The organism is Litchfieldella anticariensis FP35 = DSM 16096 (assembly GCF_000409775.1).
GTDB lineage: Bacteria > Pseudomonadota > Gammaproteobacteria > Pseudomonadales > Halomonadaceae > Litchfieldella > Litchfieldella anticariensis.
Window position 1 is genome coordinate 574,417 of the sequence record NZ_KE332377.1, and the last position, 13,323, is coordinate 587,739.

General features: G+C 58.4%; 12 protein-coding genes. All 12 read left to right on the plus strand.

Annotation, left to right across the window (positions count from 1 at the left end; translation table 11 throughout):
• Positions 1-45 precede the first annotated feature (45 nt).
• The 12 genes from motA (at position 46) to flhB (ending at position 13,321) form a co-directional block, all read left to right on the plus strand.
• Positions 46-921 carry a flagellar motor stator protein MotA gene (motA, locus tag L861_RS02635; protein WP_016415003.1) on the plus strand — a complete coding sequence of 292 codons (876 nt, stop codon included), beginning with the start codon at positions 46-48 and terminating at the stop codon, positions 919-921.
• Entirely contained in the window at positions 918-1,859 is a 942-nt protein-coding gene (gene motB / locus L861_RS02640) for a flagellar motor protein MotB (RefSeq protein ID WP_016415004.1), read from the plus strand. Before motA ends, motB begins: the two co-directional genes overlap by 4 nt.
• A 57-nt stretch (positions 1,860-1,916) precedes the next feature.
• Positions 1,917-4,058 (plus strand): chemotaxis protein CheA, encoded by a 2,142-nt coding sequence (gene cheA / locus L861_RS02645; RefSeq protein ID WP_016415005.1) that lies wholly within the window; start codon positions 1,917-1,919, stop codon positions 4,056-4,058.
• Positions 4,055-4,549 carry a chemotaxis protein CheW gene (gene cheW, locus L861_RS02650; RefSeq protein WP_016415006.1) on the plus strand — a complete coding sequence of 165 codons (495 nt, stop codon included), beginning with the start codon at positions 4,055-4,057 and terminating at the stop codon, positions 4,547-4,549. The genes cheA and cheW overlap by 4 nt, the downstream gene beginning before the upstream one ends.
• Before the next feature lie 253 nt (positions 4,550-4,802).
• Positions 4,803-6,128 carry a methyl-accepting chemotaxis protein gene (locus L861_RS02655; RefSeq protein ID WP_016415007.1) on the plus strand — a complete coding sequence of 442 codons (1,326 nt, stop codon included), beginning with the start codon at positions 4,803-4,805 and terminating at the stop codon, positions 6,126-6,128.
• A gap of 66 nt (positions 6,129-6,194) precedes the next feature.
• On the plus strand, positions 6,195-8,399 hold the full coding sequence (locus L861_RS02660) for a methyl-accepting chemotaxis protein (RefSeq protein WP_016415008.1): 2,205 nt from the start codon (positions 6,195-6,197) through the stop codon (positions 8,397-8,399).
• On the plus strand, positions 8,396-9,271 hold the full coding sequence (locus L861_RS02665) for a CheR family methyltransferase (RefSeq protein WP_016415009.1): 876 nt from the start codon (positions 8,396-8,398) through the stop codon (positions 9,269-9,271). Before L861_RS02660 ends, L861_RS02665 begins: the two co-directional genes overlap by 4 nt.
• Positions 9,272-9,372: 101 nt before the next feature.
• Positions 9,373-10,434, plus strand: coding sequence for a protein-glutamate methylesterase/protein-glutamine glutaminase (locus tag L861_RS02670; RefSeq protein ID WP_016415010.1), 1,062 nt, complete (start codon positions 9,373-9,375; stop codon positions 10,432-10,434).
• A gap of 55 nt (positions 10,435-10,489) precedes the next feature.
• A complete protein-coding gene (locus tag L861_RS02675) occupies positions 10,490-10,816 on the plus strand; it encodes a hypothetical protein (protein WP_144062947.1) in 327 nt (108 codons plus the stop codon).
• Positions 10,817-10,879: 63 nt separating this feature from the next.
• Positions 10,880-11,269 (plus strand): chemotaxis response regulator CheY, encoded by a 390-nt coding sequence (gene cheY / locus L861_RS02680; RefSeq protein ID WP_016415012.1) that lies wholly within the window; start codon positions 10,880-10,882, stop codon positions 11,267-11,269.
• Between the two features lie 37 nt (positions 11,270-11,306).
• Positions 11,307-11,990, plus strand: coding sequence for a protein phosphatase CheZ (cheZ, locus tag L861_RS02685; protein ID WP_016415013.1), 684 nt, complete (start codon positions 11,307-11,309; stop codon positions 11,988-11,990).
• Positions 11,991-12,148: 158 nt separating this feature from the next.
• Positions 12,149-13,321, plus strand: a complete 1,173-nt coding sequence (flhB, locus tag L861_RS02690; protein ID WP_016415014.1) for a flagellar biosynthesis protein FlhB — start codon at positions 12,149-12,151, stop codon at positions 13,319-13,321.
• Positions 13,322-13,323: the final 2 nt, after the last annotated feature.

Consider the following 13,323-nt stretch of genomic DNA (forward strand, 5'->3'; position numbering starts at 1 on the left):
TGGCACTGTGTGCCTCTCATACGCGTCAACGAAGGGAACCTGGCTGTGTTGATACCCATTGGATTCATCATTGTGACCTTTTCCGTATTCGGCGGCTTTGCCCTTTCCGGCGGTCACCTGGGGCCACTCTATCAGCCCTCGGAGCTCCTAGTGATCGGCGGTGCGGCGATGGGGGCTTTCATTGCTGCCAACAACGGCAAGGCCATCATGGCAACCTTGCGTACTGCTTCCAAGCTCAAGCGCACGGCCAAGTACGACAAGGCGACCTACATGGAATTGATGGCGCTGCAATACAAGCTGCTGACCAAGGCGCGACGCGATGGGATGCTGGCCATCGAACGCGATGTCGACAACCCCCAGGACAGCGCATTGTTTTCCGAATACCCGAAAATTCAGAACGATCCCATGATCATGAATTTTCTGACCGACTATCTGCGTCTGATGATCAGCGGCAATATGGATCCGCATCAGATAGACGAGCTCATGATGCATGAGATCGAGGCCTTCGAGCATGAGGCCCATATCCCAGCCGATGCGTTGGCCAAGGTCGGCGACGCCCTGCCTGCATTTGGCATCGTGGCGGCCGTGATGGGGGTCATCAAGGCATTGGGCTCTGCCGATCAGGGGGCCGAGCAAATGGGCTTGATGATCGCTCATGCCTTGGTTGGTACCTTCCTTGGCATCCTGCTGGCCTATGGCTTCGTCAATCCCTTGTCCAGCCGTGTCGACCGCCAGGTCAACGAAGCGGTCAAGATGCTGCATTGCATCCGCGTGACCCTGCTGGCAAGCCTGAATGGTTATGCCCCCCAGCTGGCGGTGGAATTTGGACGCAAGGCCTTGCATACCACTGAGCGTCCAACCTTCGATGAGTTGGAGGAGCATGTGCGCTCGGCGAAGGGCACTGGTACGGGGGGCGCATGAGTCAGAACTCCCGCCCGATCATCATCAAGCGCAAGAAAGTCGTCAAAGGCCATTACGGCGGTGCCTGGAAAATTGCCCTGGCGGATTTCATGACGGCGTTGATGGCGCTGTTCCTGGTGTTGTGGCTTCTCTCCACGGCCAGTCAGGAGCAGCTCGAAGGGGTGGCGGAGTACTTTCGCACTCCGCTGGCGTCCGCCGTCGTCGGTGGCAACAAGACCACAGGGAGCACCAGTGCGATTCCCGGAGGCGGGCCGGATCCGGTACATACCGACGGAGAGCGCATGCGCATTGATCTGCGTTCTGAAACCCGCCCCAGTGACGAGCAGCGCTCCTTCATCAATCTACAACGTCGTCTGGAAAGCTTGATCGAGGGCGACCCCCAGCTTCGCGACATGAAGGCCCAGATGCGTTTCGATATGACGCCCGAAGGATTGCGCATTCAATTGGTGGATACCGAACAGCGCCCGATGTTCGAACTCGGTAGCGATCATGTGGAGCCTTATATGCGGGACCTGCTGCGGGCCATTGCGCCGATACTCAATGAGATGCCCAACTCGCTCAGCATCAGTGGCCACACGGACGACATCCCCTATGCGGGGGGAGAACGAGGTTACAGCAACTGGGAGCTCTCCACCGACCGTGCCAATGCATCGCGTCGCGAGTTGGTCGCCGGCGGGCTGGATGCCGACAAGCTGCTGCGGGTGGCGGGCTTGGGAGCGCGCGTGCCTCTGGCCGCAACCGACCCCGGCGCCCCGGTGAACCGCCGTATCGCCGTGGTCGTGCTCGACAGGCGAGCAGCACGGCAGATCCTCTCCGAACAAGGGTTGCCGAGTGGTGCGGTGCCTTCGCCGGCGGGCTCGCCGTTATCGGAGACGCTGCCGCAGACCCCTATCGAACAGTTCACCCAGGGGTTGAAGGAAGGCGTCACCGACGAATGAGCAGCATCATGCTGGGCGGCTGACCCGGACACTACCACCATCATCGCGGGAACGAGCATGGATATCAGCGATTTCTACGAAACATTCTTCGAAGAGGCGGAAGAGCTCCTCGGCGACATGGAGCGGCACCTGCTCGAGCTGGACATTGACGAGCCGGATGCCGAACAGCTCAACGCCATCTTTCGTGCGGCGCATTCGATCAAGGGGGGGGCGGGAACCTTCGGATTCGACGTGTTGCAGCAGACGACGCACCTGCTCGAAAACCTGCTCGATCACACCCGGCGCGGAGAGTTGGCGCTGCGTCGCGACATCGTCGACACCTTTCTGGAAGCCAAGGATATGTTGCACGACCAACTCGATGCCTACCGTAACGGTGCAGAACCCGACCCCGAAGCTTTCGAACGAATCTGCAAGACCTTGCAGACCCTGGCACTGGAGGAGATGGGCAAGAGCGTGGATGGTGGTAGTGATAGTGCCGCTCAGCCCACGGTTGCCGTCGAACCCAAGGAGAATGCCGAGCCTTCTGTCGAGGAGAGCAGCGAGCCTGCGGCTTCCAAGTCGGCGGATGTCGCTGCCGATAGTGGACGATTGTCCGTGGCCCTGATCGACGTGAGTGAAAAGGATCGGGAGACGCTAGTCGAGGAGCTGGGGAATCTTGGCAAGGTTCTCGACCAACAAGGCGACGCCAAGCGCTATGTCGTCGAGTTGGAGACGAACGCGAGCCGCGGCGATATCGAGGCAGTGATGTGCTTTATCGTCGAACCCGAGCAGCTCGAGATTCAGACGGCTGCACCGGCTCAAGCGGTCGTCGATAGCGTGGCTGAGACCCAAGACACTCCTAGCGATGCCAAGCAGGAAGCGTCAGGCGGTGACCCTCAAACGCCGGTTCCAGTGGCGAACAAGCCGCCAGCGGCAAAAACCAAACCCAAGGCAAACAGTAATGCCAAGGGCGGTGGGGGGGAATCGACGTCGATTCGGGTCCCGGTAGACAAGGTCGACCAGATCATCAACCTGGTGGGCGAGCTGATCATCACTCAATCGATGCTCGACCAGACGGCCAGTGAGTTGGACGGTGTTTCTCATGGCGCCCTTGTCAACGGCATGAGCCTTCTGCAACGCAATGCGCGCGACCTGCAGGAAGCGGTGATGTCGATTCGCATGGTGCCCATGGACTACGTGTTCAGCCGTTTCCCACGTCTGGTGAGGGACTTGGCGGCAAAGCTCGACAAGGACGTGGAGCTGGTTACGGAAGGTAAGTCTACCGAGCTCGACAAGGGGCTGACCGAACGCATCATCGATCCGCTCACGCACTTGGTGCGTAACAGTCTCGATCATGGCATCGAGACGCCTGATGCTCGAGAAGCCGCCGGTAAGTCGCGTACGGGCAAGCTGACACTCTCGGCGCAGCATCAGGGGGGCAATATCCTGATCGAAGTGGTTGACGATGGCGCGGGCCTCAATCGTGAGAAGTTGCTGGCCAAGGCACGTTCCAATGGTCTTAGTGTCTCCGACAGCATGAGCGACGATGAGGTCTGGCAATTGATCTTCGCTCCTGGTTTTTCTACCGCCGAGCAAGTCAGCGACGTTTCGGGTCGTGGCGTGGGCATGGATGTGGTCAAGCGCAATATCCAATCCATGGGGGGGCATGTCGAGATTCTGTCGCGTCCCGGTGAGGGGACCACCACGCGCATCGTACTGCCGCTGACCCTGGCGATACTCGATGGCATGTCGATCAAGGTAGGCGAGGAGATGTATATCTTGCCGCTGGGGGCGGTGCTCGAATCGTTGCAACCGACGGCGGAGGATCTCTACGCAATGCCGGGCAACGATATCCTCCTCAAAGTGCGTGACGAGTACCTGCCGGTGATAGCCGTGCAGGAAGTCCTGGATGTCGAGAAAGCCTGTACCGCGCCGACCGACTGTATCGCCGTGATCGTTCAAGGTGAAGGCCGTCGCTATGCCCTGCTGGTCGACGATCTGGTGGGGCAGCAGCAAGTGGTGGTCAAGAATCTGGAAACCAACTATCGCAAGGTGCCGGGTGTGTCTGCCGCCACCATTTTGGGGGATGGCAGTGTCGCTTTGATCCTCGATATTGCCGATATGCACCGCCTGAGCCGAACCAAACAAGAAGCGCGGCAGACCCGCTTGCCTGCCGTGTCTAACAAACCACTGCCTTTCAAGGAGGTAGAACCGTCATGACGAGCACAAACTCTGCCAGTGTCGCCGCCGTGGAGGCTCATAGCAGCGAATTCCTGGTGTTTTCGCTGGGTGAGGAAGAGTACGCCATCGATATTCTCAAGGTGCAGGAGATCCGCGGTTACGAGAATGTGACGCGGATCGCCAATGCACCGGATTTCATTAAGGGGGTGACCAATTTGCGGGGCGTGATCGTGCCGATCGTCGACCTGCGCATCAAGTTTCACCTCGACAAGGTCGAGTATGGTGGTCAGACCGTGGTCATCGTGGTCAATGTCGGCGAGCGTATCGTGGGCATCGTAGTCGATGGCGTTTCCGACGTCATGACATTGACACCAGAGCAGATCAAGCCAGCACCGGAGTTCGGGGTGACGCTTTCTTCCGATTATCTGAGTGGATTGGGCAGTCTCGAGGATCGCATGCTGGTGCTGGTCGACATCGAAAAGCTGTTGACCAGCGAGGAGATGGCCATCGTCGATCACGTGAGTGAGTGAGAGTCCGTTTCCAGTGGCGAGGGGTGCGAAGCACTTCCTCGCTTTTTTGTGGGTATCGGGAGCATGAGCCCTCAAGAAAGTTCATGCCTGGCCGATAACCCGGCATATAAATAACAACGATACGGCCCTGATGTAGCAATGTAGCGGCATGTGTCGGCAAGCGCTGCTCATGTCTAGTCCAGTCTGGCGATGGCGTGTTCCAGACGCAATCGCAGGGAAAGAGCGAGGGGACAGTGTGAAGTTACTCGGTAATATGACGGTGAGGGTCAGTTGGGCGCTGGTATTGGCCGCCTTTTCGCTCTTGATTCTAACGACGAGCGGTTTGGGGGTTTATATCCTAAGTGAAGGCCACGATGCCGTGGCTAGGCTGGCGCCCCATGCCGGCGAGTCTGGGCAAGTGGCGCTGCAAGCTTTCGATATCTTTTCCACTAGAATGCGCTGGGCCATCGTCGGTGTGGTGGTGCTGTCCGTCGTGATGATCGCTGTGGTGCTATGGGGCGTGACCGTCAATGTGATTCGCCCATTGAACAAGGTGGTCGGGCATTTTGGACGTATGGCCGAGGGTGATCTTTCCGAGCGCATCGAGGCGCACGGCAACAACGAGATTGGCAAACTCTATGCCTCCCTGTCGCATATGCAGCGGAGTCTGTCGCGTACCGTGGGGACCGTTCGTAATAGCAGTCAGTCGATTTATCGGGGAGCTCAGGACATTGCTCGCGGTAACAATGACTTGTCCTCGCGAACCGAACAGCAGGCCGCTTCGCTGGAGGAGACAGCATCCAGCATGGAGGAGTTGACCTCAACGGTTGGCCAGAATGCGGATAATGCCCGTCAGGCTAGCCAGTTGGCAGCCAATGCGTCTCAGACAGCAAGCCGTGGTGGTGCGGTGGTTGGTGACGTGGTCGATACCATGCGCGAGATCAGCAGCAGTTCCCGCCAGGTCACTGAGATCATCAAGGTCATCGACTCGATCGCCTTCCAGACCAATATCCTCGCTTTGAATGCTTCTGTGGAAGCGGCCCGGGCTGGCGAGCAGGGGCGTGGCTTCGCCGTCGTGGCAGGAGAAGTTCGCAGCTTGGCCAGTCGTAGTGGCGAAGCGGCCAAGGAGATTCGTGCTCTGATCGAGGCATCCGTTGCCAAGGTCGAGGCGGGGACCGCATTGGTTGACCAGGCGGGTAACACCATGGAGGAGATCGTTGCCTCGGTGCAGAAGGTGACTGACATCATGGATGAAATTGCTTCAGCTTCCCAAGAACAGAGTAACGGCATCAATCAGGTCAATCAGGCCATCACACAAATGGACCAGGTGACTCAACAGAATGCTGGCCTGGTGCAACAGGCGGCGTCGGCCGCCAGCGAACTGGAAACCGAGGTCGCGCGTTTGCGTGAGGCAGTAGCGCAGTTCCGTCTGTCGCAATCCGAAGGGGGCGAGTCATCCCAGGGTCGTGAAGAGGACAGCCTATCTCGCTGGTTGCCCAATCTCGGCGGTGGAACATCACGACCGCGTGGTGGCAAGGCTTCTGCGGCATCGGTGCCGACGACTTCGCCTACCAATGACGACGATTGGGAATCCTTTTAAAAACGATAATGTACCGGCCTGGCCTGTATGCCACCAAGGCCAGTCGCCTCAGCAGGGGGTAGCAACATGCGCAACAACCAGCCGGTGACACACCGGGAATACACGCTTGACGACAACGATTTTCTGATCTCGCGAACGGATCTCAAGGGACGGATCACCTATGCCAATCCTGCCTTCATTACCGTCAGTGGTTTCAGTCATGAAGAACTGATAGGCGCCCCGCACAACTTGGTGCGTCATCCGGACATGCCGCCCGAAGCCTTCACCAATCTCTGGGAAACGCTGCAGGCTGGTGAAACCTGGAATGGCTTGGTCAAGAACCGGCGCAAGAATGGCGATCACTACTGGGTCGATGCCAGTGTGACGCCGATCGTCGAGAGTGGAGAAGTCGTCGGCTACGCATCGGTTCGTATCAAAGCCGAGAGCGAGGCTATCGAGTATGCCGAGCAAGCCTATGGTGCCATTCGCGACGGTCGTGGCAAACAGCTACGCCTGAATCGTGGACGCTTGCAGCGTCGTGGGCTGTTCGGCATGTTCAAGCGCGTGAACATGCGTACCATGCGAGCGCGATTGGCCAGCATGGTGATGATATCGGCATTGCTGTTGACGGCCAGTGGCGGCCTGGGGCTCTATGGCTTGCAGGCGTCCGGCGAGCGACTGCAGGAACTCAATCGAGAGGGTTTGGGGGATGTGGCACGTCTGCAACGCATTGACCAACTGATGACTCAGGGACGGCAGCGTCTGGACCGGCCGGTCAGTAACCCTATGTCGGCGGATGCCGAGAAGGTCGGCGAGGATGTCAGGCAAGTGGTGTCGTCACTGGAGGAGGCCTGGGCTCAGTTCGCTGCTGGGGCCAGTAACCAGACGGCCGAGGTCGAAGCCTTTGGTGAAGGCCTCGATCACTATATTCAAGCTGGCTTGGTCGCTGCGGTGGACAGCCTGGCCAGTGGCGATTTCTATGCCGCCTATGTTGCCCATAACGAAGTATTGAAGGTCGAAGGCGCGGAGCTATCCAAGTCGGTCAATGCCCTGGTTGCTGACAAGCAGGCCGATGCGCAGGCGATGGCTGAGGAGGCGCAAGTCGGTCAACGGCAGATGCTGATGGCCCAAGGAGCATTGTTGGCGTTGGGCCTGGTGGTGATGATCCTGTTGGGGGTCATGACCATGCGCGCCTTGCTCAAGCCGCTGCGTGAATCGATGAACTTTACCCTGCAGATCGCTGCCGGCAACTTGGCGGCTACGATGCCGGCCCAGCGTAACGATGAAGCCGGTCGCCTGATGCGAGCGCTCAATGTGATGCGCAAGAGCCTGGCCAGCATCGTCGGCAACGTCAATAGCGGTGTCGACGTGGTCACGCCGGCAGCCCAGGATATCGCCAAGGGGAACGAGGATCTGTCGTCGCGTACCGAGCAACAAGCGGCTTCGTTGCAGGAAACCGCATCAAGCATGGAGCAGATGACCACCACGGTACAGCAGAATGCCGACAATGCACGTCAGGCCAGTGGACTGGCGGTGGACAATACCAATCGAGTACGCGAGACGGGCGAACTGATGAATCAGGTGGTGGAGACCATGGGGCGCATCACCGAAAGCTCGCGCAAGATGACCGATATCATCAACGTCATCGATTCTATTGCCTTTCAGACCAATATCCTGGCATTGAACGCGTCGGTGGAAGCCGCTCGTGCTGGTGAACAGGGCAGGGGCTTTGCCGTGGTCGCTGGCGAGGTTCGCAATCTGGCGGGGCGCAGTTCAGATGCCGCCAAGGAGATCCGAGCCTTGATCGATGGCTCCGCCAAAGAGATCGACGGCGGTGCCGATCTGGTCAAGCGAGCAGAGGCCTCCATCGAAGAGGTCGTGGCGGCAACGACACGGGTCAACGACATCATGGGTGAGATCACCGCCGCATCCGATGAGCAAAGCGGCGGAATTTCGCAGATCAACCAAGCGATCACTCAGATGGATGAGGTCACGCAGCAGAATGCTGCGAGAGTTCAGGCATCGGCGCACGCAGCTGCCGAACTCGAGTCGCAGATCACGATGCTGGCCAATGCCATCGCGGCATTCCGCCTGCAAGGTAGTGGTCATGAAAGTGTCAAGAGAGTCGCCAGCCAAAAAACCTCGCAATATTCGCAATCCGAGTCTTCCATACCGCGCATTGCGCAAGAGCCGTCGCATATTCACGCCAAAGAAGTGTCGCAACATCGGCAGGCCTTGAGTGGTTCGGCTGCGCACAAAGCGACGACAGCCGATGAGTGGGAGGAGTTTTGAGCAGTATTCCTCCCGACAGCGTTGGCCGGCCCCAGTGGCCGGCCACCGGCACGCTCGAGCGTGATTTGATACTGACGGATGCCGATTTTGCGCGTATCCGCCAGTTGATTTACGAACGCGCCGGCATCGTTCTTGCCGAGCATAAGCGCGAGATGGTCTATAGTCGCCTAGCCAAGCGTTTGCGTCATCACGGAATGACGCACTTCAGCGATTATATAGCGCGCTTGGAACGGCAGCCGGCGGCGCGGGAGTGGGAGGCCTTCACCAATGCGTTGACCACCAACCTGACCGCCTTCTTTCGCGAGGCGCATCATTTCCCTTTACTGGCCTCGCATATCGCCAGCAAGCCGGGGCCGGTGCGCATCTGGAGCGCGGCGGCGTCGACAGGAGAAGAGCCTTACTCCATTGCCATGACCCTGCTAGAGACACTGGGCCCACGTGCGAGTGAAAGTCGGGTGGTGGCAACCGACATCGACACCGATGCTCTGGAGCGGGCTAGTGCCGCCATCTATCCCATGGAGCAGGTGCGCAAGCTCGATGAAACTCGTGTCAAGCGTTTCTTTCTCAAGGGAAGCGGTGAGCGCATCGGCCTGGCGAGAGTGCGTCCGGAAGTGTCGGCGTTGGTCGAGTTGAATAACCTCAACCTGTTGGCGCCGGACTGGTCGATAAAGGGGCCTTTCGATGCCATCTTCTGCCGCAATGTGATGATTTATTTCGACAAGAAGACCCAGGCGAAGATTCTTTCTCGCTTCGCTCCCTTGCTCAAACCGGATGGACTGCTGTTCGCCGGACACTCCGAGAATTTTTCTTATATAAGCGAGGCATTTCGGCTGCGTGGTCAAACGGTTTATGTCTTGGCCCCACGTGGCTGAGTGAGACTTGTTAAAGCCTGGCCAGGTCGTGCCGATATAACCCTTGGAACCGTACAAGAAGCTGCCGACTCGCTGCGTCGACATCGCAAAGGAGATCTAATTTGAGTGCAGCCAAGATCAAGGTGCTGTGCGTCGATGACTCGGCGCTGATACGTGACCTGATGACCGAGATCATCAATGCGCAGGACGATATGGAGGTCGTCGCCGTTGCCCCGGATCCACTGGTGGCACGCGACCTGATCAAGCGCCATAACCCGGATGTCCTGACGCTGGATGTGGAAATGCCGCGGATGGATGGCTTGGACTTTCTCGAACGGCTAATGCGCCTGCGACCGATGCCGGTCTTGATGGTTTCCTCGCTGACTCAAGCGGGTTCGGAGGTCACACTTCGGGCATTGGAGCTTGGCGCTGTGGACTTTCTTGCCAAGCCGTCGCTAGGCATTCGTAACGGCATGCTCGACTACGGTGAACTGATCGCCGAAAAGATTCGTGCTGCGGCACGTTCTCGTCCGCGCCAGGCGCGGCGTGTCGACGCTCCAGCGCCAGTTCCTCTCAAGGCACCGTTGGTGTCCAGTGAGAAGCTGCTGATCATCGGTGCTTCCACGGGCGGCACTGAGGCGATCCGAGCCGTACTCGAACCGTTACCGGCCAATGCACCTGCACTGATGATCACTCAGCACATGCCGGGTGGTTTCACCCGTTCCTTTGCCGAGCGCTTGAACAAGTTGTGTCGCATCACCGTCAAGGAGGCCGAGGATGGGGAGCGGGTGGTGCCGGGACATGCCTACATTGCGCCGGGTGACGCTCATCTCAAGCTGGCGCGAAGCGGGGCCAATTACGTGGCAAGGCTCGATAGTGGCCCGCCGGTCAATCGTCATCGCCCATCGGTCGATGTGCTGTTCGATTCCGTGGCCCAGCATGCCGGACGTAACGCCATAGGCGTGCTGCTGACCGGCATGGGGCGTGATGGAGCACAAGGATTGCTGAGAATGCGCCAGGCAGGTTCCATGACCCTGGCTCAGGACGAAGCGAGCTGCGTCGTTTTCGGCATGCCCCGCGAGGCCATTGCCCTGGGAGGAGCCAGTGAAGTGGTGTCGCTGGAAGATGTCGCACCTCGGCTGATGGCATTGGCTGCGGCATCGGGCCGTGCCCAACGAGTATGACGCGCGGTTTGAACCTCGGATGATAACGATGGTGCAGAGGAAGGAAGACGCCAGCATGATCCATCTACTGCCAATAATCTCATGCTGGACCAGTTGTCCCAGGCCAATGACCGGATCGCCATGGCAGGGGATAGTCTGGAACGCGCTGAGCGCCGCTGTCTCACTCGAAGAGCAGGCGAGCCGCCGGGAACAAGCTGTGTCGATTTTCCGCCTGCCAGGGCTAACACATCAAACGTTGTCGGCATCCGTTGACAAGACACCTGTCTCGCGAGCCTTGCCAGCACGTGCCGAAACCGAGAAGAACGCCTCGAAGCCAGTGAGTGACAAGCGACAGCCAGCGCGTCGCGAAGCTGTGACCGAGGATGATTGGGAAGAATTTTGATAGATGAATATGGCCGGTTTCCTGCCGGCCCTCCCGACTGCCATGACGTAACGAGGAAGACCAATGGCCGACAAGAACATGAGCATTCTGGTAGTGGACGACTTTCCTACCATGCGTCGTATCGTTCGTAGCCTGCTCAAGGAGCTGGGGTTCACGAACGTGGAAGAGGCGGAAGATGGCCAGGATGGTCTGTCCAAACTCAAGACTGGTAACTTCGAGTTCGTGGTTTCCGACTGGAACATGCCCAACCTGGATGGGTTGGAAATGCTCAAGCAGATCCGCGCCGATGATGCCTTGAAGCATCTGCCGGTGTTGATGGTTACCGCTGAAGCCAAGAAAGAGAACATCATTGCTGCGGCCCAGGCTGGCGCTAACGGCTATGTGGTCAAACCCTTCACGGCGGCGACTCTGGAAGAAAAACTCAACAAGATTTTCGAGAAGCTGGGGAAGTAATGAACCCTGAGTCAGCATTAGCCAAGGAGACGCGATCATGAACGGTGATGCGCAACAGTCGTCTGGCCAGGGTCCCGACGATCTGGTCCAGCGGATCGGCCAATTGACGCGCATGCTGCGTGATAGCATGCGTGAGTTGGGACTGGATAAGGAGATCGAGAAGGCTGCCGAAGCGATTCCCGATGCCCGGGACCGGCTGAACTATGTCGCTTCGATGACCGAGCAGGCGGCTGATCGGGCACTAAATGCCATCGATCGGGCGCAGCCCATTCAGGATGAGCTGGGAGCAAGGGCGGAAGCGCTCGATAAACGTTGGCAACAGTGGTTCGAGGATCCTATCGAGCTAAGTGAAGCCAAGGAATTGGTTAGCGAGACCAGGGCATATCTTGGTGAGGTGCCAAGCCGCACGCAAGCTACCAATGCCGAATTGCTCGAGATCATGATGGCCCAGGACTTCCAGGATCTGACGGGACAGGTGATCAAGAAAATGATGGAAGTGATCCGCGAGATCGAACATCAACTCGTGCAAGTGTTGCTCGATAGCGTGCCTGAGGGCGAAGAGCGTGAATCGATGCAGCGGCGTGCAGAGGGGCAGTGGGAGGCTGATGCCAAGAAACGCGAAGAGTCACTGCTCAATGGCCCACAGATCAAGCCTGATGGAGCTGACATAGTCAGTTCCCAGGATCAGGTCGATGACCTGCTCGACGAGTTGGGCTTCTAGGGCCGGTCGCTTCTGCCCCTTGATCTTTCCTTCGCAAAAGCGCGGTAGTCGTGAATTAACGCACGATTACTCGCGCTTTTTGGCGTATCGCCCCTAGCCCCCTTTCATGACAATGGCCAACATCCAGGATTTTCGACCTCAGTGATGTCTTGCAGGCCATGGCTGATCAAAGCAGCGACCAGGAAAAGACCGAACCGGCCACGCCACGGCGCCTCGAAAAGGCGCGTGAAGAAGGTCAGGTTGCGCGATCTCGAGAACTGACCACCTTCATGCTGTTATTGGGGGGAGTTGCTGGTCTATGGTCGATGAGCGCACTGCTTTACGACCAATTGGGACTGGTGATGGAGCAGGCGTTTCTCTTTGAACGTCGTCAAGTCTTCGACCCCATGTCCATGCTGAATCATGCCTGGGCACTTGGTGAGCGTACGCTATTTGCCATGTTGCCATTGTTTCTGTTGCTGGCGGTGGTGGCACTCGCAGCGCCGGTGTTGCTGGGAGGTTGGCTGTTTTCCGCCAAATCCTTGAAGCCACAGATCGCCAAGCTCAATCCCCTGAAGGGGCTGAAACGTATTTTCGGTACCCAGGCGCTGATCGAGTTGGCCAAGGCAATTGCCAAGTCGGTGCTGGTGGGCAGCGTGGCGATGGCGTTCTTGCTGGCCAATAAGGGTAAGTTCATGGGGTTGATGGACCTGCCCATTCAGCAGGCGTTGGCTAATGCCCTGGAACTGGCGGCCATGGCATGTGGCTTGATCGTCCTGGCATTGCTGATCGTGATCTTGATCGATGTGCCATATCAGTTATGGAGCCACGCCAAGAAACTGCGCATGAGTAAGGATGAGATCAAGCGTGAGCACAAGGAGTCGGAGGGGGACCCGCACTTAAAGGCACGTATCCGGTCACAGCAGCAGTCCATGGCGCGCAATCGCATGATGAGTAAGGTGCCGGAGGCTGATGTGATCGTCACCAACCCGACGCACTACGCGGTAGCCCTGCGTTATGACGATGGCAAGATGTCGGCACCGCGGGTGGTGGCGAAAGGGGCCGATGCCGTGGCAGCCAGAATCAGGGAACTGGGTAGTGAGCACCGGGTACCTTTACTGGAGGCGCCGCCGTTGGCTCGGGCTCTGTATCATCATGTGGATCTCGATCACGAGATCCCTGTGGCGTTGTATACCGCGGTGGCCGAGGTGCTGGCCTGGGCTTTCCGTCTCAAGCGGGTGCGTGAAGAGGGTGGCGAGTTACCCGAAGCACCCAGTGAACTACCGGTTCCCGAAGAACTGGATGACCGACGGTCGACCGAGACATCGGCGCCGCGGAACGAGTCGATATAGGA

What these genes read in the sequence shown, in the direction of transcription:
- motB (WP_016415004.1), top strand. Translation starts at nt 918, where the DNA reads ATGAGTCAGAACTCCCGCCCGATCATCATCAAGCGCAAGAAAGTCGTC.
- cheA (WP_016415005.1), top strand. Translation starts at nt 1,917, where the DNA reads ATGGATATCAGCGATTTCTACGAAACATTCTTCGAAGAGGCGGAAGAG.
- cheW (WP_016415006.1), top strand. Translation starts at nt 4,055, where the DNA reads ATGACGAGCACAAACTCTGCCAGTGTCGCCGCCGTGGAGGCTCATAGC.
- L861_RS02655 (WP_016415007.1), top strand. Translation starts at nt 4,803, where the DNA reads ATGACGGTGAGGGTCAGTTGGGCGCTGGTATTGGCCGCCTTTTCGCTC.
- L861_RS02660 (WP_016415008.1), top strand. Translation starts at nt 6,195, where the DNA reads ATGCGCAACAACCAGCCGGTGACACACCGGGAATACACGCTTGACGAC.
- L861_RS02675 (WP_144062947.1), top strand. Translation starts at nt 10,490, where the DNA reads ATGATCCATCTACTGCCAATAATCTCATGCTGGACCAGTTGTCCCAGG.
- cheY (WP_016415012.1), top strand. Translation starts at nt 10,880, where the DNA reads ATGGCCGACAAGAACATGAGCATTCTGGTAGTGGACGACTTTCCTACC.
- cheZ (WP_016415013.1), top strand. Translation starts at nt 11,307, where the DNA reads ATGAACGGTGATGCGCAACAGTCGTCTGGCCAGGGTCCCGACGATCTG.
- flhB (WP_016415014.1), top strand. Translation starts at nt 12,149, where the DNA reads ATGGCTGATCAAAGCAGCGACCAGGAAAAGACCGAACCGGCCACGCCA.